We start from the raw sequence: 24465 nt of genomic DNA, 5'->3' as shown, positions 1-24465 counted from the left end.
GCGTCAGCCTCCGCCCCGGCTGTGCGTTCTCCGGCCTGCTCACAGGCCTCAGGCTACCCTGTTTGATCACAGCCGCCGCCGCATGGACTATACGGTCCCGCTCGGCCACGGGTCTGCCTCTAGCTCGCGCCCGCAGCTGCGCCCACGCACCGGACGGTCCGAACGTGACGACCCGGCTGCCCGCGGGCGGCCCGGAGCCGTCGGCCGCAGGGTGCGTACCACACCCGCGGCGTCCCACCCCGGTACGTAACCCGCCGGTTGACTGGCGATGCCGCGCAGCTCGCCGTGGTTCAAGATCGCGCGTACCTCGATGAGCACCTGGTCGGACGCGGGAACTGGATCCGTGGTCTCGCCGAGCCGCAACCCGGCCGGGACGTCGTGGTCCACCACTAGAGCGAGCACGATCAACTCCTTCCGGGCGGTCCTGCGACCGCCAGTTTTGAGATCGTCTTGGTGAACTGGACGGACTATGCCCTCTACTTGCCGTTGCTGCCGGAGGCGGCGGCGGTGGTCGATCCGCGGCTGGTGACGCTATCAATTCCGGGCACGCTTCCCGGGGTCCGGCTCGCTCTCGGTGAGGTGACCGAGGTTGCCGCACAGGGGCCGCTGTTCACGCGCGCGATCGCGCGACGGCACCGCGAACTCGCCGGCCAGAAGATGCGCTGGTTCCTTCAGCTGGAATCCGATCGACAGCACCACCATGGCGGTACCGCCGTCGTCTGTGAGCCGCCACCAGCACATGGAATTCCGTCTCTCCCGGAGAATTCGGGCGCACAGGTCCAAAATCCCGGCCACATGAAGCGCCGTGGTATTACCCAACCGACGGCCCGTTCACGTGAGGCTTGAGCGTGGAAACCTGATCTTCCGTGATATGGGCAGTTTCACCACGCGGCGATGATCGTCGACGCCACGCTGAAGAGTGGGTCCATCGCCGAGAACTGCCGTGGCGCACACGTGTCAGGCGGGCTGTCGCACCGCCGTCCCAAGAGCATTGTCGATCAGGTACCGCCAGATTCCATCGGCACCGCGGCGCACGACATCGCTTGCCGAGCCTTCGAGGTGCACGTGCTTGCCGTCGGGACCTGTGCCATCAATCGACCAGTCCAGCACGATCTGAGCGATATCCCCGGCAACGAACACATGGCGCGCCTTGGCCTTCAGCGGCAGGCCGAGACTGATATCGCGCTCGAGTTCGGCAGCGATCTCGGTATGACCAGTGACGGTTCGCCCGTCCCTCGCGATGAACACGGCCTCGGGCTCGTACAAGGTCATCATCGCGCTGACCTTGCCAGAGTTGAATCGCTCACGCAGCGACGCGACGACGCCTTCGGGTTCAGTGGCGAGTGAATGAGGCATCGTGGTCTCCTGTTCGCATTGGCCGAACTGCGATGCGGTGATTATGAGTCGGTTCCCTCAGTGCCGTTCAGTGCCGCGGAGTGCGGTTTTCTATCGCTGTGGCCGGAATTCTCCCCGCAGTCGTGTCGGGAAGTGGCGATAGATGCCGCGCCGTATCGCGTACACGCGAGCAACCATGCGCCCTAGGCACACAATCCCATCCTGGTGGCCCTGGACGAGAGCCTGCGCCACCCGAGCGACCTGGCGACGGTCGTCCGGCTCGACGCCATCGATGTCGCCGTCGCCCAGGGGCAGCGCTGCGGCGGGCTGACCCTGGCCCTGCGCCAGTGCCAGCTCGCCGAGGACTGCGGTCTAGCGATCGTGGGCTCCGGCCTCACCGAGTCCGACGTCGGGCTGGCCGCCTCGCTCCACCTGTTCGCGGCGTTCGGCGTGGACACGCCGGTCGACCTCATCGGCCGGCAGTTCATCACCAGCCCCTACACCACGGATCAGGTCATCACCGTCGCCCACGTTCCCATCGGCCCCGGTTTGGGGATCGGCGTGGACGAGCAGGCGGTTCGCGCTCTTGCGCTTCTGACGGTATACGTCGGACTGATCGTCCTGGCGACCTCCGCCATGCCGCTTGCCGAGGCCCCGCTTGATGCCCGTCCGGTGAGGCACCTGCCGGGCGTGCCCTCCGCTCGGCTACGGCAGGCCCCAGGCGGGTGCCGTGCCGTTGGAGGGGACGTCCCGGGGTGGGGTCGGCTTGCGGCCTTGACCGGTGATGATCGCCGTCCGGCCGCGACGCAGCGGGATCTCGATCGTGTCCGTGCCCCGGTAGGGGAGGCGTTTGCCGTGCTCGTCCCGTACCTCGATCGGACCCGTGATGCCGTGCCGGAGCCGCAGCGGCTCGCCGGCCTCGCTGCGGATCTTGATCCAGTCGGTACGCCCCCCGCTGCGTGAGGCGTCCACCAGGAACGCCCCCTGCGCGCGCAGGCCCTCGATCGAGGCGTCGGCCCACGTGGCGGAGACTGCGGGGAAGACCTTGACCACGCCGCCGTGGCTCTGGATCAGCATGTCGAGCAGCGACTGGGCGGCGGCCAGCGGGCTCTCGATGGCCAGGTTGCTGCCCTCCCTGTACATGGTGTTGGGGGTGATGGCGCAGTTGTCCACGACGTTGCCGTCGATGAAGAAGCGCAGGTAGGACAGGGCCTCCTCCGGGTTGCCGAACAGTGTCTCCAGGGAGGAGGCCGCCGCGAAGCTGTAGCCGTGCCAGCGTTCGCGCATGCTCGCCCAGTGCTCGAAGCTGGGTCTGTCGAGGGACTCCTGCAGCGGGTACATCCAGAGCAGGTGCGAGTAGTGGCGGTGCGACTCCGCCAGTGGCACGTTCGCCCCGATCATCACCCCTTGCTCGTCGCGGTGGTAGGGCACCAGCCGGGCGAGGATCTCCCGCCACCTGGCCTCGTGCGGGTCGTCGAGGCGCAGGCGGGCGACGTTGTCGAGGAGGGTGCGGCAGCCCCAGCGGATGAGCGAGAGGTCGTAGGTGGCGTCGGAGGCGTTCGCGTACTCGGGGGAGCGGGTCTCGGGCAGGTGCAGTTTCCCGTCCGAGCCTTCGACCAGGAAGCGGTCGTAGTAGTTGATCGCTCCGGTGAGGATCGGGTGCAGAACGTCGCGCAGCACGCGGTCGTCCATGTGGTGGCGGTAGGCGAGCCACACGTTGTGCATGCCCCAGGTGAGGTTGCCGGTGTGGTCGTTCGGGCTCACGCCGGGCACGCCGACGTATCGCGGTCCCGGCCTGAGCATGCGGTCGCCCGGGTGGCACAGCGCGTACGACTTCCCATCGCGATAATCCGGATTCACGTTAAGCTCCAGATTTTCGCGATATTTCCGGAATGTGGTCGTCACCGCGTCCAACTCCGGATGGTTCGAGGCGTTGATCATCGGATACGAGACCTGGACGTTCAGGTTCCACCAGATGTTGGTCCAGCTGTTGCCCGCCTCAGGGAACCACGGCCCCCATTCCGTCACCACGGGGGCGTCGTCCCGGGTGGCTGAGGCCATCTTGTAGAGCTGGATCCAGTAGAACCGCTGCAGCAGCTTGTCCGGGACCGATACCAGGCTGCGCCGGTAGAACCGCTGCCACCAGAGCCGGTGTGCCTTTACCTGCGCCTCCGGGTTCCCGTCGAGCACCCGGCGCACGGCCCGCACCGCCTCTTCGGCACCCGTCGAGTCGGGGTATCCATAGGCGACGGTGGCCGCGAGCACCCGATCAGTCCCGTTCCGCACCTCGCGCCAGGCCGTGGTGTACCCGCCTCCGGCGTGCATGGGCTGTTCCACGTGCCCGTCGGCCACCACGGGGGCGGGGTTGCCGGTGTACTCGGCTGGGAGCCGGATCGTCCTGGTCGTATGGGAGGACAGCGGCGTGAACCCCCACGCCACCCCTTCTTCTCCCGCGCTCGGCGTCGTGGACACCAGCAGCACGCTGCGCTGGTTGAGGACGAGCGCGCTGAACCGGACGCCGCCCTGTGTGGTTGTGACGGTGCCGGTCAGCTCGGCTCGCTCCAGGTCCAGCCGCCAGTCCACGCCCGTGATGGTCCCCGCGAAGGTCAGCGTCAGGTAGCCGATCGGCAGCCGGGAATATCCGATCGCCGCCTCCCACTGTCCGCGCTGGTCCTGTACGAGGGAGTGGTTCACCATGAAGCGCAGGACGTTCCCCTCGCCGCCCTTGTTGTAGACGTGCACGCCGAGCAGCCCGTTGCCCAGGAACGGCCCGTTCTGCCACCCGCTGGGCAGCCGCTTCCAGACCATGGCGGCGTCACGCAGGACGTTCCCGTACACGTCGGCCGCCTCCGGTTCGGCACGCGCCCACGCGGCGGGGGAGGTGGCGACGACGGCAGAGGCTCCGGTGCCGGCGACGAACGCGCGGCGCGAGAGCCCGGTCATCGGGTCGGCCCTTCCACGGAGAGCGCGAACAGGTGGAGCTGGGGCCGGGTGAGTGTCGGCAGGGTCACGGAACGCAGCTCCTTCGACGGGTCCACGGTGACGGGCACGGCGAAGAGCGCGACCTTCGACGTGCTGGCGCCCGCGCGGCCGTGCCGGTGCGTGCACCTCAGGGCCTCGATCCCGCCCGCGGGCGGCTGGCCGGTCCAGTTCGGCATGGTGAACGGCACCTGCTCCGTCGAGCCGTCCGCGTAGGTGGCGGTCAACGTTCCCGAGACGTCCCCGAAGGTGGCAGAACCGAGCAGCCAGAGCCGGGCATAGCCGCCCGCAGGCACGTCGATCGTCTGCCCTTGAGCGGTCACGTTGTTCTTGACGCCGTCCCCGTAGGCCGGGAAGGCGAAGGTCAACCCCTGCAGGGTGTACGCCCCCGGGGCCGGCAGTTCCTCGGCCGGGTAGGTGTAGCCGGCGCCGTCGTAGTCGCCGTCCGCCATGGTTTCGTGGCCGGAGACGCCGTCGTTGTCCAGCTGCGACGACAGGTCGACGGGCGTGGTGGGGCCGGGCGGCGGGATCGGCGGCAGGCCCCACGGCTCGCCGGGTTGGGTGATCGTGACGGGGGCGACGGTGAAGTCCTTGACGCCGTGGGCGTACACCAGGGCCTCGTGGTCCTTGCGCAGGTCCAGCTCGATGACGCCGTCGTCGAGCTCCTTCCAGCGGGCGCCCAGCACGGTGCAGCGACCGGCGATGCCGTGCCGGAGCCTGCACGGCTGCCCGGCCAGGCTGCGTACTCTGACCCAGCGGGTCGCGCCCGCCTGCCGTACGGCTGAGACGAGGAAGGCGCCTTCGGTGCGGAAGTTGTGCACCGTGAGATCGGGCCAGGCGTCCGGTGCGGCGGGAAATATCCGGATCAGTCCACCCCAGCTCTGCACCAGCATGTCGTGCAGCGACTGGGCGGCGGACAACGGCGTCTCGATGACGGGGCCCCCGCTCTCGCGGTACATGGTGTTGGGCTTGATGAAGCCCTGCTGCATCAACTCGCGCAGGTAGTACAGGCTGTTGTCGCCCTTGCCCTGCTGGGCGGCGATCGAGGCGGCGCCGGTGAAGCTGTAGCCCTGCAGCGCGCCGGTGAAGCCGATCCAGTGCTGCAAGGACTTCTCGATGAGGTCACGCTTGTCCGGCTGCTCCCAGGTGATCTCGTTGAGGGGGTAGATCTGCAGCAGGTGCGAATAGTGGCGGTGCGACTTGGCGAACGGGACCCCGGCCCCGATCATGTAGCCGTTCTCGTCGACCTGATAGTCCACCAGCGTGTCGAGGACCTGCCGCCAGCGGCCCTTGAGCGGGTCGTCGATCTTCAGCGTGTCCGCCGATTCCAGCAGCGTCCGGCAACCCCATCGGATCAGGGCCAGGTCGAAGGTGCAGTCGGGAGCGCCGCCGTACTCGGGTGAGAAGGTGGTGGGCAGGTGCAGCCTGCCGTCCGCGCCAGGCGTGAGGAAGTGCAGGTAGTAGTTGACCGAACGGCGCAGCAGCGGGAACAGGACGTCGCGCAGCACATCGGTGTCCATGGTGTGCCGGTAGGACAACCAGACGTTGTGCAGGGCCCAGGTGAGGTTGCCGAGCTCGGGCTCGCCCTGGCCGGGGATGCCGAGCCGGGCGCCGCGGGCGTACATGTCGGAGCTGCGCGAGACGCCGGCCGAATCGGACCGGTACTGCTCCGGCACGTGATCGATGAGGACCTGCCGGTTCTCGTCCAGCGTCCTGGTGAGCGCGTCGAGTTCGAGGTGGTTGGAGCCGTTGATCATCCAGTATTCGAGCTGGACGTTGAGGTTCCACCAGATGTTCGGCCAGCCGGTGGGCTGCAGCCACGGCCCGGTGGTGGCCATGACGGGGGCATGCTCGCGGGTGGCCGAGGCGATCTTGTAGAGCTGGATCCAGTAGAAGCTCTGCAGCCGCTGGTCGGGCAGCGAGACGAAGCTCTTGGGGTAGAACGCGTGCCACCAGGCGCGATGCGTCTTCTCCAGCTGGCCCGGCCGCCTGCTCCGAGCGCTCCTGATCGCCTTTACGGCCGGGGCCTCGGCCGTTTCCTCCGGATGGGAGTGCGCCACGGTCACGTACAGGAAGCGTTCGTCGTCCCTGGTCACCTCCTGGTAGGCGGTGACGTAGTGACCGCCGGCCAGCAGGGGCTGGAGGCAGAGGTTGACGTCGCCGTCCTTCCTCAGGGTGCTGGGCGGGTTCGGCTGGTAATCGGGATCGGGGTTGGTGACCTGACGCGGGCTGATCGACGGCAGCGGGGTGAACGCCCAGGACGCCTCCCGCTCGGCCTGGTCCGGCTTGACGCGAATGAGCATGACGTCGCGGTCGCCGTGCACGAACGCGGTGAATTCGATCTTGCCCAGGTCCGTGGTGATGGTGCCGGTGAGCTCGGCGTTCCACAGGTCCAGGCGCCAGTCGACACCGGTGATCGTGCCCTTGGGCTGGAGCGTCAGGTAGCCGATGGGCAGGCGGCACAGACCGTACTTGGCGTCGATGTCGAGGCGGTAATCCTGCACCTCGCTGTGCTGGACGTCGAAGCGGACCCCGTTCTGGCCCTGAGGGACGTAGATGCTGGAGGCCAGCAGGCCGTTGCCGAGGAACGGGCCCTCGTCCCACTGGCGGGGGATGCGCTCCCACACCAGGTCCTGGCCCTTGAGGAACGTCGCCCACTGGCCGTCGCTGCGCATCTCATCACGGATCGGCAGGAGCCCGGTCCGCTCGAACATCTCGGTGGCATCGGTAGTGGTGGAGGCGGCGGCGGGGGACACGGGGGTGAGCGCGGCAGCGGCACCCCCCAAGGCAAGACCTCCGAGGAATGAGCGTCGAGACGCGGCTATTTCCGACATAATTCCTCCGAGTGGGGGGCTTACGGAGAGATACATCTGATGAATAAGAAGATCTAATCCGATGACCGACTCTGTCAAGCCCCCAGTTTCACCTCCTGACTGCGCCGCAGGTGAGCCGTCCCCTTCAGCTGGTGGCGGCGATCACGATGCGGTCGAGGTCCGGGCCGTAGGCCGTGTCGTTGAAGAACCTCATGTCGTTCACGCCCGGCGCGAAGGGTCACGTCGAGGGCGCTGGTCGCGGGCACGGCGAAGGACGTGACCTGCCAGGATCCCTCCAGTATGGCGCCCGGCGAGAGCTCGGCCGCCTCGGCAGGAGCCCCCTGTACGACCCAGCCCTGGGGAGCGCGGCTGGAGCGTCACACCCGTGACCGGCTCTGTCCCGTCTGGCGTCGTCGATGCCGACGTCCGTGGTGAACCGGGTGCAGGACCGGCCGAGGTAATAGGTGACCTCGGAGGCCGCGTGCGGCGCCAGGCCCTTCGCGTACGTCCTGCCGGCGATCTTGATGGGGTTGCCACCGATGTTCTTGTCGCGTCCCATCGTGCACGCCATGCTGGACGCCTGGCAGGTCCGCGCCCACGCAGTCGCCGGCGAATCCCACCAGGCGCTCCGCCTGCTCTCACGCGCCGATCTGCACTGGGAACACCGCGACCCCGACGAAGACCCCGCCTGGATCTACTGGATGCGCCGCCCATCCACCACGATCGAGGTGGGCATGGCCTTGGTCGAAATCGGCCAGCCCGCCACCGCCGTGCAGATGCTGGAAGAGGGCATGGTCGAGCGCACCGAGGACTACGTCCGCGACACCGCGCTCGGCATGGCCGCCATCGCCGACGCGCAGCTTGGCCACAAGAATCTCGACGGAGCGCTGGACACCGCCCGCCGCGCCGCCGAACTGGTGGCCCGTATCGGCTCCAACCGCGTGGTCGACCAGCTACGTGCGTTCGCAGGAAGCTCCCATCTAGCGAGCCGGAGGCCGAGGAGTTCCGCCACTACCTCGACGGCCTAGTTGCGGGCGGTTGAGATCACATCGACAGCCGGAGATCTTCACCTGCGTCTTGACCGGGCGCAGCGCGCGCTCCCCGGTGTTGTTCGTGAACGGCACCCAGCCGGGGAAGTCGGCGAAGCACAGCACCTCATCAGCCCGGTCCCGCAGGCGTTCCAGCAGGTTACGGGCCGGGGACTGTTTCCGCCCAGGGGCGCGGGGATGCAGCGACAGCCCGACCGCGATCCCGTGATGGAAGGATTCGAGGTAGATCCGCGCCCGCTCGGGCGGGATCTCGGCCAGCCCCTTCTCGCGGGCCTTGACGGCCTGCTCGTTCAACTCGGCCAGCGCCCACCGGATCTGCGCCGGCCACAGTGCTGTTCTGGCTCTTCGGCAGCCTCGCCGAGGCGAACTGGGCCGCGCTCGGACTGCCCGCCGCCGTGCTCGCCGCGACGATGATCGCCCTGCTCGCCCAGGCCAGACCCCTCAACACCCTGCTGCTCGGTGACGAGCCCGCCGCCAGCCTCGGCATCCCCGCCGCCCGGCTGCGCCGTCACCTGTTCCTGCTCATCGCCCTGCTCACCGGGGTGATGGTCGCCCTCGCCGGGGGCATGGGCTTCATCGGCCTGATCATCCCGCACGCCGCCCGGCTGCTCGTCGGCAGCGACCACCGTCGCCTGCTCCCCGTGGCGACCCTCGCCGGCGCCGGCTTCCTCGTCCTCGTCGACATCGCCGCCCGCACCGCCCTGCACCCGCAGGAACTGCCGGTCGGGGTCGTCACCAGCGTCATCGGCGCCCCGCTGTTCCTCTGGCTCGTGCACACCCGCGCCCGCGACACCACCGGACTCTGACCCATGACGACCCTGAACCTGCACGACGTGCACGTCACCATCGCCGGAACCCCGATCATCACCGGCGTCGACCTCACCGCGCCGTCCGGTCGGCGCGTCGGGATCATCGGCCCGAACGGCAGCGGCAAGAGCACCCTGTTGCGGGCCGTGTACCGGCACCTTCCCCTCGCCCAGGGGACCATCACCGTCGACGGCGAGGACCTGTGGCGGCTCACCCCGCGCCGAGCCGCCCAACTGGTCGCCGCGCTCCCCCAGGAGACCCGCTCCGACTTCGACGTCACAGCCTGGGAGATGGCCGCGATGGGACGCACCCCGCACAAGCGCCCCTTCGCCCCCGACACCGCCGAGGACACCACAATCGTCGCCGACGCCCTCACCCACGCCGGAGTCGCCCATCTCGCCCACCGCCACTACACCACCCTCTCCGGCGGCGAGAAACAGCGCGTGCTGCGCGCCCGCGCCCTCGCCCAGCAGGCACCCGTCCTGGTGCTCGACGAGCCCACCAACCACCTCGACGTCCGGCACCAGTTCGAACTGCTCCGAGCGCCACAGGGCCTTTCTTCCAGGGGTCGGGGCGCTTTGGTGTGCATGGGGATTCTGGGACTCGTGCGGGGACTCGCGCACCGCGAGGGGACATGGCCGAGTGCTGGCCCAGCTCGCGGCAGTGGCCGCCTGGGGAGCTACGCGGTATGGGCACGGTTGGTAAAAATCCAGGTCAGCGGTCCTCTGAGCGGGCAGGGTCGGGGCATTTGGTGTGTTTTAGCCATGGAGAGTGGGGGCTAATATCCGTCCCTGTTGACGCTAGGAATGCCACGGAGAACACCATGTCCGTTTTGTACTATTTTGGCATGATAAGCCCGTCGGCGCCTGATCCTGTGTACCCGGATGACGCTGCTGGACGTTCGCGCCGCCGTCGCCGTCGCCGCTGAACTCAACGCCCGACCCAGAGAGACGCTCGGCTGGGAAACCCTCGCCGAGCGTCTCTCTACGCTTCCCGCTACCAGTAATCAGTGCCGCATCAGGCAACGTTCGCCCTGTTGAGGATCTCTCATAGGCGGGCACCGGCGGCGTGCTGTCCGACGCAGCGACCGGAAGACACGTCAGGCAGCGCGACGATGCCGTAGTTCCTCAAGCCACTGGCGCACCTGCTCGTCGCTATGCAGAAAGTCCCCATTGGGCCCGTGGGCCAGATCAATCCCGTACAAGCGACTCAACGCCCACCACTCCACGTCGTCCCAGACGAGATCATCATCGAGAGACCAGTGGGCTGCCCACCGGTCCGCCTCGTCTCGGCTCATCCGCCCATCGAGAACTGCAACAAAGCAAGCTGGAATCGCCCCTTCCAGCTGGGCGCCGTCTGGGGACGCGGCCAACCGCACCTTCGCCAAGCCGCCGAAGGCGCATGCCCTTGAGCAGCCGCCAGGCCAGGTCGAGGCTCACGCGCGCACCCCGCCGACGCCCGCCAGGAGTTGCCCGTCGCGGAGACCGTGCGGTCGCACCAGCCGGCCACGTTCGGGTCGTGCGTGACCACGATGAGGGAGGCGTCGTTGTGCCTGGTCGCCTCTGCGCGATCGCGCCGCCGAGGGCGACCGTCTGTCCGAACCGGTTGGTCGGGGCTCGTCCCGCAAGCACGTCATTTCATGGGCTCGAGCGCGACGGGGAGGCTGGGCCGAGGATCGGCCGTGCGCCCACGCGGTCTCGTGCGAATGGCCGATCGGGATCCTTCGGTAGCTCTAAGTATCGATATTGCTACTGTCAGTAACTCTCCTAGCGCGGAACCATCTTCTTGACCACATCAGTCACGAAAGGAAACTCGATCATCATGCGTCACATCACCTGGCCGTTCATCATCGCCGTCATGGCAGGTGGCCTACTCGCCTTCGCCAACCCCGCCTCATCTGACGTCCAGCACAACACAGCTCACAGCAGCACTCAGAATCCAGGCGGCAAGATCCTCAGCCCGCTCACCGGAGCCCACGCAGACGACGACCACGGAGCCCACGCAGACGACGACCACTGAAGTCTCAACCACCTGACAAGGGCGAAGGCCTCGGGACCGCTCACCACTGCCCGGCACCGCCCGATCATGACGCCGCCCCCGCTGGACCACGCCGGACGGGGGCGGTGTGCTCCTTCACGGCCTAGCGTGATGGGGGTGAGTGGGCGGGCACCGACCGTGCGTCCGTATCGGCCCCATGATCGGCCTCGTCCGACGGCCGCGTGCGGATGATTTGCTCGCGTACCGCCTCGCGGTAGGAGGCCAGGTTCACGTGCTCCTGGGCGACGCCGATCACGCTGGAGGAACCGCGGCGAGCCGAGATCAGGTTGAGCGCCGGGCGGGTGGTGACCAGGATGGCGTCGCGCAGATCGGAGACGTAGTCGATGACCGCCGCCTCGACCCGTTCGGTGAAGTACCAGGCGGCGAACTCACCGTACGGGACGATTTTACCGCCGGCGCGCTGCCACACCTTGCGCGCCAAGGAGTCGGGCCGCAATGCCGACACGCTGGTCCGCCAAGCGTGGACAGCGCGACGCCCTGGTCGGTGGGGAACTGCGGTTCGTCGCGGCGTCGCACCACGCTGACGATCTCGACGTCGTGCCCCTTCGGCCATGGCGTTGAGGTGCCGCTCAGTCGTGCGGCGGCAGTGACCCGATCCGGTGGTCGGCGACGTTCAGCGACTCTTCGACCAGTCGGCGGAGGTGGCCATGGTGGAGGGAGTACACGACGTGACGCCCGTCCTTGCGGGCGGCCACCAGGCCGGCGAGCCGGAGCTTGGCCAGGTGCTGGCTGACAGAGGGACGAGAGGCCCCGATGGCCTCGGTAAGGGTGGTGACATCGGCTTCGCCGAGACTCAGCTGGTTCAGCAGCGCCAATCGTGTGCGATCGGCGAGGAGGGCCAGAACGGACGCGGCGACTTCGAACCGCTTGCCCCTCTGCTGGGAGGTCAGCGCATCTGCGTGGGCCGCGCTCATGCTCATGACCACATCGTAGAGCCGCGGCGGCGCCCGGCGGCTGCAGCGCACGGAGTGGTCGAAGGCGTCGCGGCGATCGGTGGCCGACCAGGACGGCGTGGTGGTCGGTGCCTGCCGGTCCGTCGGGGTCGGCGTGCACTGTGGCGGCTTGCGGGCGCGGCAGGTCGTGGATGAGCCGATGCTCGGCCTCCACTGATACGGCGTGCGCCTCGATCGGGGAGAGCTCATGGCCTACCACGATGTCGACCTCGGCGCGAAGGGAGTAGCCGATCCAGCGCATCCGCAGAGAGCGGACGCCTCGAACGCCGGGGGTTTCGGCGACGATCCGCTCGGCCTTGACGATCAGTGCGGGGTCGACGGCGTCCATCAGCCGGTGGTAGACCTCGCGGGCGGCGTCGCGCAGCACGTAGAGGATCGCGACGGTGATGAGCAGGCCGATGATCGGGGTCGGCGTACGCCAGCCGGCATCCGGCTGCTCCCAGCAGCACGGCCAGTTACGTGAAGCCGTCGGTACGGGCGTGCAGGCCGTCGGCGACCAGCGCCGCGGAGCCGATCTCGCGGCCGACTCTGATCCGGTAGCGGGCCACCAGGAAGCCGATCACTCCCACGGCGGCGACCCAGCCGAGCGCCTCCACGTCTTGGGGGTTGATCAGGCGCTTGACGGCCTCGTATCCGGCCAGTCCCGCCGAGGCGGCGGCGATCAGCACGATGATGATGCCGGCCAAGTCCTCGGCTTGTCCGTATCCGTAGGTGAACCGGCGCGAAGCCATCCGCCGACCCACCGTGAAGGCGATCGCCAGCGGCACCGCGGTCAGGGCATCGGCGAAGTTGTGCAGGTGTCACCGAGCAGGGCCACCGACCCCGACATCATGAAGATCGCTACTTGGCCGAGAGCGGTGACGGTGAGCACGGCGAAGGAGATCGCCACGGCGGCTGGTCTCCAGTGCGCGATCGGTTCGGCTGCCGCGTCGTGACTGTGTGGCGTCACGACATGACGGAGCCGTTCCCCTAGGGTGCGGCTGGGGGATCCGTGGCCATGTCCGTGGCCATGTCCGTGTCCGTGGCCGTGGTCTTGCTCGTGGGAGGGTTCCGGGCGGCTGTGCGCGCTCATCTGCTGCTCCTCGTCCTGTCATGGAGCACGGGTGACAGTACGGTTATCCCTCTGATATGTATTCGTATGCGCACGCAAGCACATGTTAGGTGCGTTGACCATGCAACAGCACAACGGCGGCCCGCCGACCGACGCTCCGCCGACCGACGCGCAGGTGGAGGTCGCGGTCGCGGCGTTTCGGATGCTCTCCGACGCCACCAGATTGCGCTTGCTGTGGGCCCTGGCTCACGGTGAGCACGACGTGGGCAACCTCGTCACGGTGGTGGGAGCGGCACGGCCTGCCGTGTCCCAGCATCTGGCCAAGCTGCGGCTGGCTGGGCTGGTGGCCTGTCGCCGGGAGGGGAGGCGGGTTCTCTACCGTGCCCGCGACTCCCACATTCGAGCGCTGATCGCCGAGGCGGTTCACCATGCCGATCATGAGGTGTTGAGGATCCCGCGGCACGAGTGATCCCGCCGGGCCCCAGACGCATCGACAGGCCGCTCTGACCGGTGGGTGCCGCGTCGATCGTCAAAGACACTCCCAAGCCGACACTCGGATTCGGCGTGGTCGGCCGTGAAACGGGTTCGCGGCCATCGCATGGATGACATATTCGCGAGTGCATACATCTTTACGGGTCGGCCCGCCAGCGGCGCTGACCCTCCACAGTTCCGGTGATCACTGCCCCCCGGTGAGCTCGGCCCGAAACCAGCGCCGCTACGGCGGCGACGAGTGACCGTTGCGAAGCCAATCGCTTGGGAAGCAATCCCGGAGGATCTCGTGCACGTACCTGACGGCTTCTTCACCGTTCCGATGTCTCTTGCCGCGGGCGCCGTGGCTGCCAGTGGCGTCGCCTACTCCCTGCGCAGGGCGAGAGATGAACTGGACGACCGGATGGCTCCGCTGGCCGGGCTGGTGGCCGCCTTCGTCTTCGCCGTCCAGATGCTGAACTTTCCCGTCGGTGCCGGAACAAGCGGCCACCTGCTGGGAGGCGCTCTGGCAGCGATCCTCGTCGGACCATATACAGGAGTCCTGTGCATCGCCGTGGTGGTCACGGTGCAGGCCTTGTTCTTCGCAGACGGAGGACTGACGGCCCTGGGTGTCAACATCTGCCTGATGGGGCTGGTGACCGTCCTGACTGGATACGGGATCTTCCGCGGAGTCGGCAAGCTGGCGCCACGCAACCGTACCGGCGTCGTCATCGCATCCTTCGTCGGAGCCATGGTGTCGGTCCCGATGTCCGCCCTGGCGTTCACGGGGCTGTACGCCATCGGCGGGACCTCCTCGATCGATCCCGTCACGGTCGCCGCGGCCATGGGTGGAGTGCACGTGGTCATCGGCCTGGGTGAAGGCGCGATCACGGCGTTGACCGTCAGTACCGTGCTGGCCGTGCGGCCCGACCTGGTCTACGGCGCGCGCAGCCTGGTCAGGCCCTCGATGCTGCGTACCGCCTCCGGTGAACTGGTTCAGGCTCGGCAGGCGGAGGGAGGCCATCGCGCGGCTCCGCGGCTTCGGCCGTTTCTCCTCGGCGGAGTCGCCGCCGCCGTCGTGCTCGCGGGACTGGTGAGTTTCTACGCCTCGGCGAACCCTGACGGCCTTGAGCGGGTGGCAGCCGACTACGGATTCCTGTCTCAGGCTCAGGACAATCCGCTGGGTGACTCGGTGTTCGCCGACTACGGCGTCAAGGGTGTCGGTGACGAACGGTTGTCCGTAGGACTGGCCGGCGCGATTGGGGTGGGGATCTCGCTGGGGGTGGGCGCCGTTGTGACTTGGTCGCTGCGACGCAGGGCCCGCCGCCGGTCGGGCGCCGCGACCATCGCCGAGCCACTGACCCCGGAATCGTGACTCCATGGCCGCCGGACGCAGCCACCACCTGTATCTCCATGCCGACACGCCCGTGCACCGGCTCCCGCCGCAGTGCAAGCTCCTGTCGCTGATCGCGTTCGTCCTGATCGTCGTGGCCACCGATCGGGAACGGTTCTGGGCGTTCGCCCTCTACTTCTTGCTGCTCGGCGCGGTGGCTGTGGCGGCTCGCATCCCCTTGAGGATGCTGTTGCGGCGGATGGTCGTCGAGGTGCCGTTCGTGATCTTCGCGGTCGCACTGCCGTTCCTGTCCGAGGGGGAGCGCATGACCGTCCTCGGCCTGTCGATGAGCGCCGACGGGTTGCTCGACGCGTGGAACATCGTGGCCAAGGCGACCCTCGGTGTGATCGCCTCCATCCTGCTGGCCGCCACCACCGAGCCGAGGACCCTGCTGCTCGGCGCACAGCGGCTGCGGCTTCCGCAGCTGCTGGTCCAGATCGCCTCCTTCATGCTGCGCTACGTCGAAGTGATCCTCGACGAGATGCGCCGGATGCGCATAGCGCGGGAGTCCCGCGCGTTCGTGGCACGCGACATCCGGCACCTGCCCGTCGTGGCACGTTCGGCGGGAGCCCTGTTCATCCGCTCCTACGAGCGCGGCGAACGCGTGCACCTGGCCATGCTCAGCCGCGGCTACACCGGAACCATGCCCATCATCCACGACGTGCGCGGCTCCGCCTCGGAGTGGGCGCTGGCCGCCACCCTGCCCGCCGCCGCGATCACGATACTCATCGGAGGACTGTTGTGAACTCTCTGCTGGTCGAAGGGCTGATGTACGCCTACCCCGACGGCACCCAGGCCCTGTTCGGCGTGGACCTGTCGATCGACCGGGGAGAACGGGTCGCGCTGCTAGGCCCCAACGGCGCAGGCAAGACCACCCTGGTCATGCACCTCAACGGCATCCTCACGCCCAGCCTGGGCACGGTCTCCGTCGGCAGGCTGCCCGTAGCCCGCGACAACCTCAAGGAGATCCGGCGCCGCGTCGGCCTGGTCTTCCAGGATCCCGACGACCAGCTGTTCATGCCGACGGTCCGCGAGGACGTCGCCTTCGGCCCCGCCAACCTCGGCATCCGAGGCGAAGAGCTGGAACGGCGGATCTGCGAGGCGCTGGAGCGGGTCGGGATGCTCAACATGATCGAGCGGCCACCGCACCATCTGTCCGGCGGCCAGCGCCGCCGCGTCGCCGTCGCGACCGTGCTGGCCATGGAACCTGAGATCCTGGTGCTCGACGAGCCCTCGTCGAACCTGGACCCGGCCGCGCGCCGGGAACTGGCCGACATCCTGCGCGGGCTCGATGTCACCATCCTCATGGTCACCCACGACCTGCCGTACGCCCTCGAACTGTGTGAGCGGTCCCTCATCCTGTCCGGCGGGACCATCGTCGCGGACGGCCCGACGGCCGCGATCCTCGCCGACCCCGAACTCCTGGGCCGGCATCGCCTGGAACTCCCGTACGGCTTCTCGGTTGAAACGCCCATGTGAGCCGGTGATTCTGCTCAGATGCGGCAGACGTAGATGTCGGTGACCAGGATGGCGTGGGCACCGGCCTCCCACAGCCGGTCCATGATCCGCTGGTGGCCCTCGCGGGGGACCATGACACTGACCGCCACCCAGCCGTCCCTGCTCAGCTCCGACACGGTGGGCGCCTCCATGCCGGACGTGATCGCGATCGCTTCCCCGACACGCTCATGGGCGATGTCGTAGTCCATGGTCACGAAGTCACGCGCGACCTGGACACCGCTGAGCCGCCCGATGAGCTGCCGTAGCCCGTTCTCCGCAGGTGCCCCGAGCCGCTTGATCAGCACCGCCTCCGACCGCAGGACAGGCGGACCGATGGCCTCCAGCCCGACCTCGCGAAGACGAGTCCCGCTCTCGACGACGTCGGCCACTGCGTCGGCGACGTCCAGCCGGATCGCGGTCTCGACCGAACCGTCCAGCTTGATGATTCGGGCATCGACCCCGATGTCGGCCAGGTGCTTCTCGACCAGCCCCGCATAGGAGGTGGCCACGCGAAGGCCGTTCAGGTCCTCTGCGGTGCGGCAGCAGCCCGGCGGGGCGGCGAAGTACAGGGCTGAACGACCGAAACCGAGCCCCGTGATCTCCTCAGCCCGCGCCCCGGAGTCGACGAGCATGTCGCGGCCGGTGATCCCGGCATCCAGCATGCCCTCACCGACATAGACGGCAATGTCTCGTGGACGCAGGAAGAACAGCTCGCAGGCGTTGTCTGGATCGACGACCAGCAGTTCCTTGCTGTCCCTTCGCCGGCCGTAGCCGGCCTCCGCCAGCATCAGCTGGGCGCGGTCAGTGAGCTCACCCTTGTTGGGGACGTCGAGTCGCAGCATGGCTTACGACCCGCTCTGGGCGGCGTCTACCGGCGCGGCCGGTAGCTCCCGCCGTCGGCCGGCACCCGAACCGTTGTCACGTGCATACATACATACGTTTGTCCCGCCAGCAGGTTCATTCCCCGCAAGCCAGGAGCCCGTGTCTGACCGAAGGCACTCCTGTCCTTTGCCATCGCGCGAGCAAGCCCGGCGCACCGTGGCGGGCAACTCACACTCCGACCTGGCCGCCACCTGGCGTGGCCGGCCAGAGAAGTTCGGGCCGTCAGCGGTTACAGTCGGCCGCGGGAGTGGCGATGCCGGAGGAATGATCCACATCATCGCTGTCGATGTGGTCGGCGTGGTACAGGCCCTGGGTCAGCAGGCGGCGCACGTGTTCGTCGGCGGCGCTGTAGTAGACGAAGGTGCCCTCGCGGCGGCCCTTCACCAGGCCGGCCAGGCGGAGTTTGGCCAGGTGCTGGCTGACCGCGGTGGGTGCGGCGTCGGCGAGTTCGGCCAGACAGGCGACGTTGGACTCGCCCTGCAGCAACGCCCAAAGGATTTTGATGCGGGTGGGGTCGGACAGTAGCCGGAACGACTCGGCGGCCAGGTGCACCTGTTCTTCATTCGGCATGTCGAAGTCCGGCAGCGACGTGTGCATGGCCTCAGCCTACCCTGTATCTGCCTGTTTGCGTATCTGCGTGAGTACGCATATACGATGACGTGGTGACAGCAGAACTGAGAGCTCCAGCCACCGGCCAGGTCACCACATCTGCCAGGGCCGTCTCGTCGCGGTGGTCCGGGATGTGGTCGCTGCCGGAGGTGCGCTGGGCGGCTGCCGCGACCGTGTTGTTCGCCGTCGGCGGCGTCAGCCAGTTGGCCGGGGCACCATCGTGGCTGTGGTGGGCCCTGTATCTGGGGTGCTATGCGGCCGGTGGGTGGGAGCCCGGTCTGGCGGGTCTCAAGGCGCTGCGCGAGCGGACACTGGATGTGGACCTGCTGATGGTCGTCGCGGCGATCGGGGCGGCTGCGATCGGGCAGGTCTTCGACGGCGCTTTGCTGATCGTCATCTTCGCCACTTCCGGCGCGCTGGAGGCGCTGGCCACCAAGCGCACCGAGGACTCGGTGCGGAGCCTGCTGGACTTGGCGCCCGAGCAGGCCGCCCGGCTGGACGCCGAGGGCGCCGAGGAGGTGGTCGAGGCCGCGGCCCTGCAGGTCGGCGACGTGATGCTGGTCCGGCCGGGGGAACGCATCGGCGCGGACGGGCAGGTGCTGGCTGGTGCCGGCGCCGTCGACCAGGCGTCCATCACCGGTGAAAGCCTGCCGGTGGACAAGCAGGCCGGCGATGAGGTGTTCGCCGGCACGCTGAACGGCACCGGCGTGTTGCGGGTGCAGGTGACGCGGCCTTCCGGCGAGACGGTGATCGCCCGGATCGTGGCCATGGTAGAGCAGGCCAGCGCCACCAAGGCGCGCACCCAGCTGTTCATCGAGAAGATCGAGCGGCGCTACTCCGTCGTGATGGTCGCCGCCACCCTCGTGCTGTTCGCGTTGCCGCTGGTGTGGGGCGTGACCGTGCAGGACAGTCTGCTGCGCGCGATGACGTTCATGATCGTGGCCTCGCCGTGCGCGGTGGTGCTGGCCACCATGCCGCCGCTGCTGGCCGCCATCGCCACCGCCGGACGGCACGGCGTGCTGGTGAAATCTGCTGTGGCGATGGAACAGCTCGGCACCGCCGATCAGGTGGCCTTCGACAAGACCGGCACGCTGACCGAGGGTCGCCCGCAGCTGACGGGCGTGCACGTGCTCGCCGGTGCCGGGCTGTCGGAAGATCGGCTGCTGGCGCAGGCGGCCGCGGCCGAGCAGGGGTCGGAGCATCCGCTGGGCCGCGCCGTGGTGCAGGCCGCCCGCGAGAGCGGAGTGGCGCTGGAGGCCGCGGACGATTTCAGCTCCGAGCCCGGGCGCGGCGTGCGTGCCCGGATCCACGGCAGCGTGGTCGAGGTCGCCAGTCCGGCCTATCTGCTCGACGGTAGCGACCGCAGCGCAGTTGAAATGGTGGCCGGCCTGCAGGACGGCGGGCAGACAGCCGTGGTGGTGCGGGTGGACAGTGCGGTGGTCGGAGTGCTCGCCCTGGCCGACCGGATGCGGCCTGGCGCCGCCGAGACGGTGGATCGCCTGAAGGCGTTGACCGGCCTCGCACCGGTGCTGCTGACCGGAGACAACGCCCGTGCGGCGGCCCGGCTCGCCGCGCATGCGCACATCAGCGAGGTCCGCGCGGACCTGCTGCCTGCCGACAAGGTGAGCGCGGTGCACGATCTGCAAGCCGCCGGTCGGAAGGTGGCCCTGGTCGGCGATGGCGTCAACGACGCCCCCGCGCTCGCGTCCGCGCACGTCGGCATCGCGATGGGCCGCGGCGGATCCGACCTGGCCCTGGACACCGCAGACGCGGTCATCACCCGCGACGAGCTGGCCACCATCCCGGCCGTGATCGCCCTGGCTCGCCGGGCCCGCCGCCTGGTGGTGGCCAACCTCGTCATCGCCGCCACCTTCATCACCGTGCTGGTGGCGTGGGACCTGTTCGGCGACCTGCCGTTGCCGCTGGGCGTGGCCGGGCACGAGGGCTCCACCGTCATCGTCGGCCTCAACGGGCTGCGCCTGCTGCGCAACGCCGCCTGGCGACGCGCCACCCGTACAGAAAGCTGATCTCCCCCCACGACCACAGGCTCAAGCAGCGCTGGGTGCGGTCGTGGAGATGGAACCACGCTGATCACGGACGGGGTCGTCCCCGCTCGCGTCGAAGCGGGCCATCTGGATCTTCGACTGCGATGACGTGGTTGAGGAACGGCGGAACAGCCGTGCCGGCGATCGGATCGCTGCCTGGTTCATTGAGCAGTGGGGGCGGCGCTCGGCGGCCACCGTCAACGCCCCCGATGGTCCGGCCGGGGCCGATCACCACGCCGTCGTGCTCGCCCACCAGGAGCGGCCTTGGCCGGATCTGGTCGCGGCGGCGCTGGCCCTGTTCGGGGTGACGGCGTTGGCCTCGCGCTGGGCTGGGGCGTTCCTGCTGGATCGCTGCTCGCCCCGCGGCGTGCTGGCCGCCGGGCTGGCCGCGACCGGCGCGGCGCTGATCGGGTTGGCGCTGGCACACGGTCCGGCACAGGTCCTGATCGCGATCGCACTGGTCGGACTTGGCCTTCGAGCTGTATGAGCCGGCGGCCCAGGAACTGCTGGCGCGGGCGAGTTCGGGCGAGCAGCGCCATACGACGTATGCGGTGATGGGCGTGGGTTTGTCGGCAGCCGGAGCGGTCGCAGGGCTGCTGGCCGCAGTGTTGCTACCGCTGGGAGTGCGCTGGCTGGTGGCCGCTGACGCGCTCACCTGCCTGGCGGCGGCCGCCGTGGCGATGGCGTTCCTGCCCCGCGAAGAGGACGGGCGCGGGCGCGCGCCGCGCCGGAGCGGCTGAGCGATGGCGTCCACCGGCTGTGCTTCTGCGGTTGACCGTGGCAGGCACCGCGTTCGCGGTCGGCTCCCTGGCGGTGATGATGTACCTGCCGCTGGCGCTGTTGGAGCGCGGCGTGGCCGCGTGGGTGCCCGGTCTGACGCTGGCGGGTGCGGCCGTGATGGCTCCGCTGGCCTTGTGGGCGACCCGGCGGTTGCTGGCTGGACGCGCGCACGGGGTCATCCTCGGCGGCGGCACGGTGCTGCTGGGAGCGTTGGCGCTGGTCATGGCTCTGACCAGCAGCCCGCCGCTCACCATTGCCGTCTACCTGGCCTGCACCGCGGTCAACAGCGTGCTGCTCGGCCGCTGGAAGTCAGTCGTCGCCGATGCCGCGCCGGAGTCCGATCGGCCGCGCTGGTTCGCCTTCCAGGGATCGTGGGGTCTGGCACAGCCCGCCGTCCCACCTCTGGCCGCGCGGGCCGCCGGGGCCGTCGGCGCCGTCGGGGCGGGCGCTTTCCTGGCTGCGGGCGTGGCGTTCCTGGTGGTGCCTTTCGTGCTGCGCCGCGCTCACTACCTCACGGCCTGACGGCTTTGTCCCGACAGTTCTGGCGAGGTGGGGCCGCACCCGTCAGGCCTGGGTCAGTACCGCCTGCACTCCCGGCCTCACCGCCGTGCGGAAAGGACGTGCCCGCTTCGAAGCCCTACCGCGAACGCGGTGATCAGCGGTCCGAAGTGCGCGTTTCAGATCTCGGGCGGTGGCTGACGCCAAGATTCGGTCCGATCCTCCCAGGAGGCCTGTCTCAGGCAGGACTTCCCAAATGGAGTGTAACCATGGTTACAGTATCTATGGTTTCAATACTCTGATGGCAAGCGAGCGAGGTTGGCCGTGACGGGGGCGATTGGGCAGTGGGTGCTGCTGGCGTACCGGATACCCAGGCAGCCGTCCACGCTGCGGATCACGATCTGGCGCAAGCTCGACCGGCTAGGCGTGGCGCGGCTCGGCGATGGGCTGGTCGCGCTGCCCGCCGACGCGCGTACGCGTGAGCAACTGGAGTGGATTGCCGAGGAGATCGGCGAGATGGGCGGCACGTCGACGCTCTGGCTGGCCGCGCCTGGCAGTCAGGGGCAGGAGCAGGCGATCGCGGCGGAGATGCGCCGGGCGAGGGCGGACGAATATCAGGCGGTGATCGCGCAGGCGCACAGCGCGGCGCAGGCCCGGCCGGGGGAGCGGGCCAGGGCGGTCAAGCGGTTGCAGGCCGAGCTGCGGCGGATCGGCCGCCGCGACTACTTTCCGCCGGATGAGCGGGACGAGGCGCGCCTCGCCGTACGAATCCTGGCGAAGGAGAGCGCCGCCGTGAAGGAGGAGTCGCGGTGAAGTGGGCAACCCGTCGCGGGGTGCACATCGACCGGGCGGCCTGCGCCTGGCTGATCCGCCGCCATCTCGACCCCGACGCGGAATTCGTGTTCGTCGGCGACCCTGCCGAGGTGCCCGAGGACGCCACGCCCTTCGACATGCGCGGCGTGGAGCTGTCCCATCACGGCGGAGACTGCTCGTTCGAGACGATCCTGCACCGCTACGAGCTGGCCGATCCGGTGCTGTGGAAGATCGCCGAGATCGTCCACGAGGCCGACATCGACGACGAGCGCTTTGACGCCCCCGAAGCGCCCGGGCTCGACGCGATCCTGCGCGGCCTGTCGATGACCTGCGACGACCAGCGCGTGCTGGAGATCGCCGGGGCGGTCTTCGACGGCCTGTACGAGTTCTACCGGCGCGGCCTGCTGCTGGGGCGAGAACCGGCATGAACGGGGCCGTGCGTGATTTGGGGTGCGGCGTGGCCGCCGTCCAACTGGGCGGCATCCTGAGTCTCGACGGGCTGCTGCCGACGAGGACCGTTGCGGGGAGCCTCGTGATCGGCCTCGTCCTGGCGCTTTGGCGGCTGTTCCAGCCGGTCCGGCTGCCGGACGAGAAGCGTGACGACACCCCCTGTCCCCGACCACGGAGGTCGCCATGACCCAGCAGACAACCGAAGACGTGATCCCCTTCCGGCAGGCCGTACGAGCCTGGTTCCTGATCTCGTTGCAGACCTTCGGTGGTCCGGCCGGGCAGATCGCCGTCATGCAGCGCAGCCTGGTGGAGGAGAAACGCTGGATCGGCCAGCAGCGCTTCAACCACGCGCTGAATTACTGCATGCTGCTCCCCGGCCCGGAGGCGCAGCAGTTGGCCATCTACGTGGGCTGGCTGCTCAACGGCACCCGGGGCGGGCTGGTCGCCGGCACCCTGTTCGTCCTGCCCGGCATGCTCGCGCTGCTGGCGCTGTCGGTCGTCTACGTCCTGTGGCAGGACACCACCGTGGTGACCGCGCTGTTCGCCGGGATCGCTCCGGCGGTGCTGGCCATCGTCGCCCAGGCCGTCATCCGGGTCGCCAAGCGCTCGCTGACGCATCCGGTGTTCGTCGCCGTCGCGGTGGCCGCCTTCCTCGCGCTGGCGCTGTTCGGCGTGCCGTTCCCGATCGTGATCGCCGTCGCCGCCCTCATCGGCTGGACGGTGTCCAAGGTGGCCCCGCACGCTCTCGCAAAGGGCAACGGGCACGGCGGGGATGGCGGGCCGGCCCCGTTGATCCCCGACGACGCCCTGCATCACGCACAGCCCAGCCTTCGCTCCGCAGGCAAGATCCTGGCTGTGGGGTTGGTCGCCTGGTGGCTGCCGGTAGCCGCGGTCGCGCTGCTGCTCGGCACCGACAGCGTCTTCACCACCCAGGGCCTGTTCTTCTCCGGCACCGCCCTGGTCACCTTCGGCGGGGCGTACGCGGTGCTCGCCTTCGTCGCCCAGCGCGCCGTGGAGACCTACGCCTGGCTCACGCCCGGCGAGATGGTCCGCGGCCTGGCCCTGGCCGAGACCACGCCTGGGCCGCTCATCATGGTCGTGCAGTTCGTCGCCTTCCTCGGCGCCTACCGCGATCCCGGTGCGCTTACCCCGTGGGCGGGCGCGCTGCTCGGCGCCCTGCTGACCACCTGGGTCACGTTCGTGCCGTGTTTCCTGTTCATCTTCCTCGGCGCCCCCTACGTCGAGCGGCTGCGTCACAACACCGCCATCAGCGCCGCCCTGACGGGTATCACCGCCGCCGTCGTCGGCGTCATCGCCAACCTGGCCCTCTACTTCGCCGAGCACACCCTGTTCTCCCGCACCGTCCCCTGGGACTGGGGCCCGTTCAGCATCCAGCTCCCCGAGACGGGCACGATCAGCCCCGCCGCCCTCGTGATCACCGTGGCCGCGCTGCTCATGACCTTCGTCCTGAAATGGCCGATGCTCCGCATCCTTGGTATTTGCGGCCTGCTCGGCCTGGCCACCGTGCTGCTGTGACTTTCACAGCGGGAGCAGGAACAGGCTGAGCGGGGCGCTCACCACCGTCAGGGCAACGGCCAGGACCGGGCGCATCGGCCATGAACCGCGCGGCAGCGTGGCCAGCCGGCCGATGCAGGCGTCGAGGTCGTGTCCGGCTCCGCCGAGGGTGCCGGGCGGGGTGGCACCGGACCCGGCGAGGGCAGTCGCGCGATCTGCGGTTGCGGGCCGCCGCCCCCGAGCCGGAGCGTCACCACCAGTACGAGTACGGCAGTCGCCGGCGCCGTCCCACCATGGATCCACATCTGGCGACCGGTCATGGGGCCTCCATTCGCGGGAGGTCGCACGGCCATCATCCGGCGACGCTCGTACCGTCGTTGAGTGCTTCTGCGAACCGAGGAGGTCGTCGAGAACGGCGACATGAACGTACTCGTGGTGGAGGCCTCCGCCGGCGATGGACGCTGGCGTGC

At 68.9% G+C, this 24465-nt stretch carries 29 protein-coding genes and 3 pseudogenes; 18 read left to right on the top strand and 14 right to left on the bottom strand.

Annotated elements, in window-relative coordinates; all coding sequences use genetic code 11:
* Window positions 1-87: 87 nt before the first annotated feature.
* Window positions 88-402, bottom strand: a complete 315-nt coding sequence (locus ITP53_RS17610; protein ID WP_195896475.1) for an MDR/zinc-dependent alcohol dehydrogenase-like family protein — start codon at window positions 400-402, stop codon at window positions 88-90.
* 51 nt (window positions 403-453) lie between these two features.
* On the opposite strand from ITP53_RS17610, the gene ITP53_RS57585 reads away from it, so the two are divergent.
* On the top strand, window positions 454-846 hold the full coding sequence (locus ITP53_RS57585) for a hypothetical protein (protein ID WP_236050907.1): 393 nt from the start codon (window positions 454-456) through the stop codon (window positions 844-846).
* Window positions 847-957: 111 nt separating this feature from the next.
* Here ITP53_RS57585 and ITP53_RS17600 read toward each other — a convergent pair whose 3' ends face one another.
* Window positions 958-1356 (bottom strand): YybH family protein, encoded by a 399-nt coding sequence (locus tag ITP53_RS17600; RefSeq protein WP_195896474.1) that lies wholly within the window; start codon window positions 1354-1356, stop codon window positions 958-960.
* 204 nt (window positions 1357-1560) lie between these two features.
* Here ITP53_RS17600 and ITP53_RS61120 point away from each other — a divergent pair.
* A pseudogene (locus tag ITP53_RS61120) lies at window positions 1561-1851 on the top strand (enolase C-terminal domain-like protein); the annotation flags it as partial.
* A 189-nt stretch (window positions 1852-2040) separates the two neighbouring features.
* On the opposite strand, the gene ITP53_RS57575 reads toward ITP53_RS61120, so the two are convergent.
* From ITP53_RS57575 to ITP53_RS61115, 3 genes are all read right to left on the bottom strand, one after another.
* A complete protein-coding gene (locus ITP53_RS57575; RefSeq protein WP_195896473.1) occupies window positions 2041-4278 on the bottom strand; it encodes a glycosyl hydrolase family 95 catalytic domain-containing protein in 2238 nt (745 codons plus the stop codon).
* Window positions 4275-7148 carry a glycosyl hydrolase family 95 catalytic domain-containing protein gene (locus tag ITP53_RS17585; RefSeq protein WP_195896472.1) on the bottom strand — a complete coding sequence of 958 codons (2874 nt, stop codon included), beginning with the start codon at window positions 7146-7148 and terminating at the stop codon, window positions 4275-4277. The genes ITP53_RS57575 and ITP53_RS17585 overlap by 4 nt, the downstream gene beginning before the upstream one ends.
* Window positions 7149-7365: 217 nt before the next feature.
* On the bottom strand, window positions 7366-7686 hold the full coding sequence (locus ITP53_RS61115) for an NPCBM/NEW2 domain-containing protein (protein WP_207756062.1): 321 nt from the start codon (window positions 7684-7686) through the stop codon (window positions 7366-7368).
* Between ITP53_RS61115 and ITP53_RS17575 the strand changes: the two genes are divergently transcribed.
* A complete protein-coding gene (locus tag ITP53_RS17575) occupies window positions 7592-8155 on the top strand; it encodes a hypothetical protein (protein ID WP_195896483.1) in 564 nt (187 codons plus the stop codon). The two genes, ITP53_RS61115 and ITP53_RS17575, sit on opposite strands and share 95 nt — an antisense overlap.
* A 24-nt stretch (window positions 8156-8179) precedes the next feature.
* Here ITP53_RS17575 and ITP53_RS56090 read toward each other — a convergent pair.
* Window positions 8180-8470: pseudogene (locus tag ITP53_RS56090) on the bottom strand (IS66 family transposase); the annotation flags it as partial.
* 35 nt (window positions 8471-8505) lie between these two features.
* Between ITP53_RS56090 and ITP53_RS17565 the strand changes: the two are divergent.
* The 3 genes from ITP53_RS17565 (at window position 8506) to ITP53_RS17555 (ending at window position 11002) form a co-directional block, all read left to right on the top strand.
* The gene (locus tag ITP53_RS17565; RefSeq protein ID WP_207756061.1) at window positions 8506-8982 is read left to right on the top strand and encodes a FecCD family ABC transporter permease; all 477 of its coding nucleotides are present in this window, start codon (window positions 8506-8508) and stop codon (window positions 8980-8982) included.
* A gap of 3 nt (window positions 8983-8985) precedes the next feature.
* Entirely contained in the window at window positions 8986-9765 is a 780-nt protein-coding gene (locus ITP53_RS17560; RefSeq protein ID WP_195896470.1) for an ABC transporter ATP-binding protein, read from the top strand.
* Window positions 9766-10804: 1039 nt separating this feature from the next.
* A complete protein-coding gene (locus ITP53_RS17555) occupies window positions 10805-11002 on the top strand; it encodes a hypothetical protein (RefSeq protein ID WP_195896469.1) in 198 nt (65 codons plus the stop codon).
* A 121-nt stretch (window positions 11003-11123) separates the two neighbouring features.
* On the opposite strand, the gene ITP53_RS17550 is transcribed toward ITP53_RS17555, so the two are convergent.
* The 5 genes and pseudogenes from ITP53_RS17550 to ITP53_RS57560 all read right to left on the bottom strand — a co-directional run bounded on the left by ITP53_RS17550 (window position 11124) and on the right by ITP53_RS57560 (window position 12943).
* Entirely contained in the window at window positions 11124-11486 is a 363-nt protein-coding gene (locus ITP53_RS17550) for a hypothetical protein (protein WP_195896468.1), read from the bottom strand.
* 124 nt (window positions 11487-11610) lie between these two features.
* Entirely contained in the window at window positions 11611-11961 is a 351-nt protein-coding gene (locus ITP53_RS17545; RefSeq protein WP_195896467.1) for an ArsR/SmtB family transcription factor, read from the bottom strand.
* 178 nt (window positions 11962-12139) lie between these two features.
* A pseudogene (locus ITP53_RS57570) lies at window positions 12140-12322 on the bottom strand (cation transporter dimerization domain-containing protein); the annotation flags it as partial.
* 127 nt (window positions 12323-12449) lie between these two features.
* Entirely contained in the window at window positions 12450-12761 is a 312-nt protein-coding gene (locus tag ITP53_RS57565; RefSeq protein ID WP_328814834.1) for a cation diffusion facilitator family transporter, read from the bottom strand.
* A gap of 5 nt (window positions 12762-12766) precedes the next feature.
* Entirely contained in the window at window positions 12767-12943 is a 177-nt protein-coding gene (locus ITP53_RS57560) for a hypothetical protein (protein WP_236050904.1), read from the bottom strand.
* Between the two features lie 223 nt (window positions 12944-13166).
* Between ITP53_RS57560 and ITP53_RS17535 the strand changes: the two genes are divergently transcribed.
* The 4 genes from ITP53_RS17535 to ITP53_RS17520 all read left to right on the top strand — a co-directional run bounded on the left by ITP53_RS17535 (window position 13167) and on the right by ITP53_RS17520 (window position 16385).
* A complete protein-coding gene (locus ITP53_RS17535; protein WP_195896466.1) occupies window positions 13167-13514 on the top strand; it encodes an ArsR/SmtB family transcription factor in 348 nt (115 codons plus the stop codon).
* A gap of 309 nt (window positions 13515-13823) precedes the next feature.
* Window positions 13824-14888, top strand: coding sequence for an energy-coupling factor ABC transporter permease (locus ITP53_RS17530; protein WP_195896465.1), 1065 nt, complete (start codon window positions 13824-13826; stop codon window positions 14886-14888).
* A gap of 4 nt (window positions 14889-14892) precedes the next feature.
* Window positions 14893-15651 carry a cobalt ECF transporter T component CbiQ gene (gene cbiQ, locus ITP53_RS17525; protein WP_195896464.1) on the top strand — a complete coding sequence of 253 codons (759 nt, stop codon included), beginning with the start codon at window positions 14893-14895 and terminating at the stop codon, window positions 15649-15651.
* A 23-nt stretch (window positions 15652-15674) separates the two neighbouring features.
* Window positions 15675-16385 (top strand): energy-coupling factor ABC transporter ATP-binding protein, encoded by a 711-nt coding sequence (locus tag ITP53_RS17520; protein ID WP_195896481.1) that lies wholly within the window; start codon window positions 15675-15677, stop codon window positions 16383-16385.
* 14 nt (window positions 16386-16399) lie between these two features.
* On the opposite strand, the gene hisG is transcribed toward ITP53_RS17520, so the two are convergent.
* Together hisG and ITP53_RS17510 are read right to left on the bottom strand one after the other, a co-directional pair.
* Window positions 16400-17245 (bottom strand): ATP phosphoribosyltransferase, encoded by an 846-nt coding sequence (gene hisG, locus ITP53_RS17515; protein WP_195896463.1) that lies wholly within the window; start codon window positions 17243-17245, stop codon window positions 16400-16402.
* A gap of 262 nt (window positions 17246-17507) precedes the next feature.
* Window positions 17508-17882 carry an ArsR/SmtB family transcription factor gene (locus ITP53_RS17510; protein WP_195896462.1) on the bottom strand — a complete coding sequence of 125 codons (375 nt, stop codon included), beginning with the start codon at window positions 17880-17882 and terminating at the stop codon, window positions 17508-17510.
* A 65-nt stretch (window positions 17883-17947) separates the two neighbouring features.
* Here ITP53_RS17510 and ITP53_RS17505 point away from each other — a divergent pair, with 65 nt between their 5' ends.
* The 8 genes from ITP53_RS17505 to chrA all read left to right on the top strand — a co-directional run bounded on the left by ITP53_RS17505 (window position 17948) and on the right by chrA (window position 24016).
* On the top strand, window positions 17948-19921 hold the full coding sequence (locus tag ITP53_RS17505; protein ID WP_328814829.1) for a heavy metal translocating P-type ATPase: 1974 nt from the start codon (window positions 17948-17950) through the stop codon (window positions 19919-19921).
* Window positions 19922-20048: 127 nt separating this feature from the next.
* Window positions 20049-20426 carry a hypothetical protein gene (locus tag ITP53_RS17500; protein WP_195896461.1) on the top strand — a complete coding sequence of 126 codons (378 nt, stop codon included), beginning with the start codon at window positions 20049-20051 and terminating at the stop codon, window positions 20424-20426.
* Window positions 20407-20679 (top strand): MFS transporter, encoded by a 273-nt coding sequence (locus ITP53_RS17495; RefSeq protein WP_195896460.1) that lies wholly within the window; start codon window positions 20407-20409, stop codon window positions 20677-20679. The genes ITP53_RS17500 and ITP53_RS17495 overlap by 20 nt, the downstream gene beginning before the upstream one ends.
* A 31-nt stretch (window positions 20680-20710) precedes the next feature.
* Window positions 20711-21241 (top strand): hypothetical protein, encoded by a 531-nt coding sequence (locus tag ITP53_RS17490; protein ID WP_195896459.1) that lies wholly within the window; start codon window positions 20711-20713, stop codon window positions 21239-21241.
* A gap of 300 nt (window positions 21242-21541) precedes the next feature.
* Window positions 21542-22030 (top strand): Chromate resistance protein ChrB, encoded by a 489-nt coding sequence (locus ITP53_RS17485; RefSeq protein ID WP_195896458.1) that lies wholly within the window; start codon window positions 21542-21544, stop codon window positions 22028-22030.
* Window positions 22027-22458 (top strand): chromate resistance protein ChrB domain-containing protein, encoded by a 432-nt coding sequence (locus ITP53_RS17480; RefSeq protein ID WP_195896457.1) that lies wholly within the window; start codon window positions 22027-22029, stop codon window positions 22456-22458. Before ITP53_RS17485 ends, ITP53_RS17480 begins: the two co-directional genes overlap by 4 nt.
* 8 nt (window positions 22459-22466) lie before the next feature.
* On the top strand, window positions 22467-22667 hold the full coding sequence (locus ITP53_RS17475) for a hypothetical protein (RefSeq protein WP_195896456.1): 201 nt from the start codon (window positions 22467-22469) through the stop codon (window positions 22665-22667).
* Window positions 22664-24016, top strand: a complete 1353-nt coding sequence (chrA, locus tag ITP53_RS17470) for a chromate efflux transporter (protein WP_195896455.1) — start codon at window positions 22664-22666, stop codon at window positions 24014-24016. The genes ITP53_RS17475 and chrA overlap by 4 nt, the downstream gene beginning before the upstream one ends.
* Window positions 24017-24019: 3 nt before the next feature.
* On the opposite strand, the gene ITP53_RS17465 is transcribed toward chrA, so the two are convergent.
* A complete protein-coding gene (locus tag ITP53_RS17465) occupies window positions 24020-24298 on the bottom strand; it encodes a hypothetical protein (RefSeq protein WP_195896454.1) in 279 nt (92 codons plus the stop codon).
* Window positions 24299-24465: the final 167 nt, after the last annotated feature.

The organism is Nonomuraea cypriaca (assembly GCF_015645445.1).
GTDB classification, from domain to species: domain Bacteria; phylum Actinomycetota; class Actinomycetes; order Streptosporangiales; family Streptosporangiaceae; genus Nonomuraea; species Nonomuraea cypriaca.
The sequence above is the reverse complement of the archived record's forward strand: the minus strand, read 5'-3'. Positions and strand labels throughout refer to the sequence as shown.

Bases quoted from the DNA above. Each gene is read 5' to 3' on its own strand.
- ITP53_RS17600 (WP_195896474.1), bottom strand. From the start codon at position 1,356: ATGCCTCATTCACTCGCCACTGAACCCGAAGGCGTCGTCGCGTCGCTG.
- ITP53_RS57575 (WP_195896473.1), bottom strand. From the start codon at position 4,278: ATGACCGGGCTCTCGCGCCGCGCGTTCGTCGCCGGCACCGGAGCCTCT.
- ITP53_RS17585 (WP_195896472.1), bottom strand. From the start codon at position 7,148: ATGTCGGAAATAGCCGCGTCTCGACGCTCATTCCTCGGAGGTCTTGCC.
- ITP53_RS61115 (WP_207756062.1), bottom strand. From the start codon at position 7,686: ATGGGACGCGACAAGAACATCGGTGGCAACCCCATCAAGATCGCCGGC.
- ITP53_RS17560 (WP_195896470.1), top strand. From the start codon at position 8,986: ATGACGACCCTGAACCTGCACGACGTGCACGTCACCATCGCCGGAACC.
- ITP53_RS17555 (WP_195896469.1), top strand. From the start codon at position 10,805: ATGCGTCACATCACCTGGCCGTTCATCATCGCCGTCATGGCAGGTGGC.
- ITP53_RS17545 (WP_195896467.1), bottom strand. From the start codon at position 11,961: ATGAGCATGAGCGCGGCCCACGCAGATGCGCTGACCTCCCAGCAGAGG.
- ITP53_RS17535 (WP_195896466.1), top strand. From the start codon at position 13,167: ATGCAACAGCACAACGGCGGCCCGCCGACCGACGCTCCGCCGACCGAC.
- cbiQ (WP_195896464.1), top strand. From the start codon at position 14,893: ATGGCCGCCGGACGCAGCCACCACCTGTATCTCCATGCCGACACGCCC.
- ITP53_RS17520 (WP_195896481.1), top strand. From the start codon at position 15,675: ATGTACGCCTACCCCGACGGCACCCAGGCCCTGTTCGGCGTGGACCTG.
- hisG (WP_195896463.1), bottom strand. From the start codon at position 17,245: ATGCTGCGACTCGACGTCCCCAACAAGGGTGAGCTCACTGACCGCGCC.
- ITP53_RS17510 (WP_195896462.1), bottom strand. From the start codon at position 17,882: ATGCACACGTCGCTGCCGGACTTCGACATGCCGAATGAAGAACAGGTG.
- chrA (WP_195896455.1), top strand. From the start codon at position 22,664: ATGACCCAGCAGACAACCGAAGACGTGATCCCCTTCCGGCAGGCCGTA.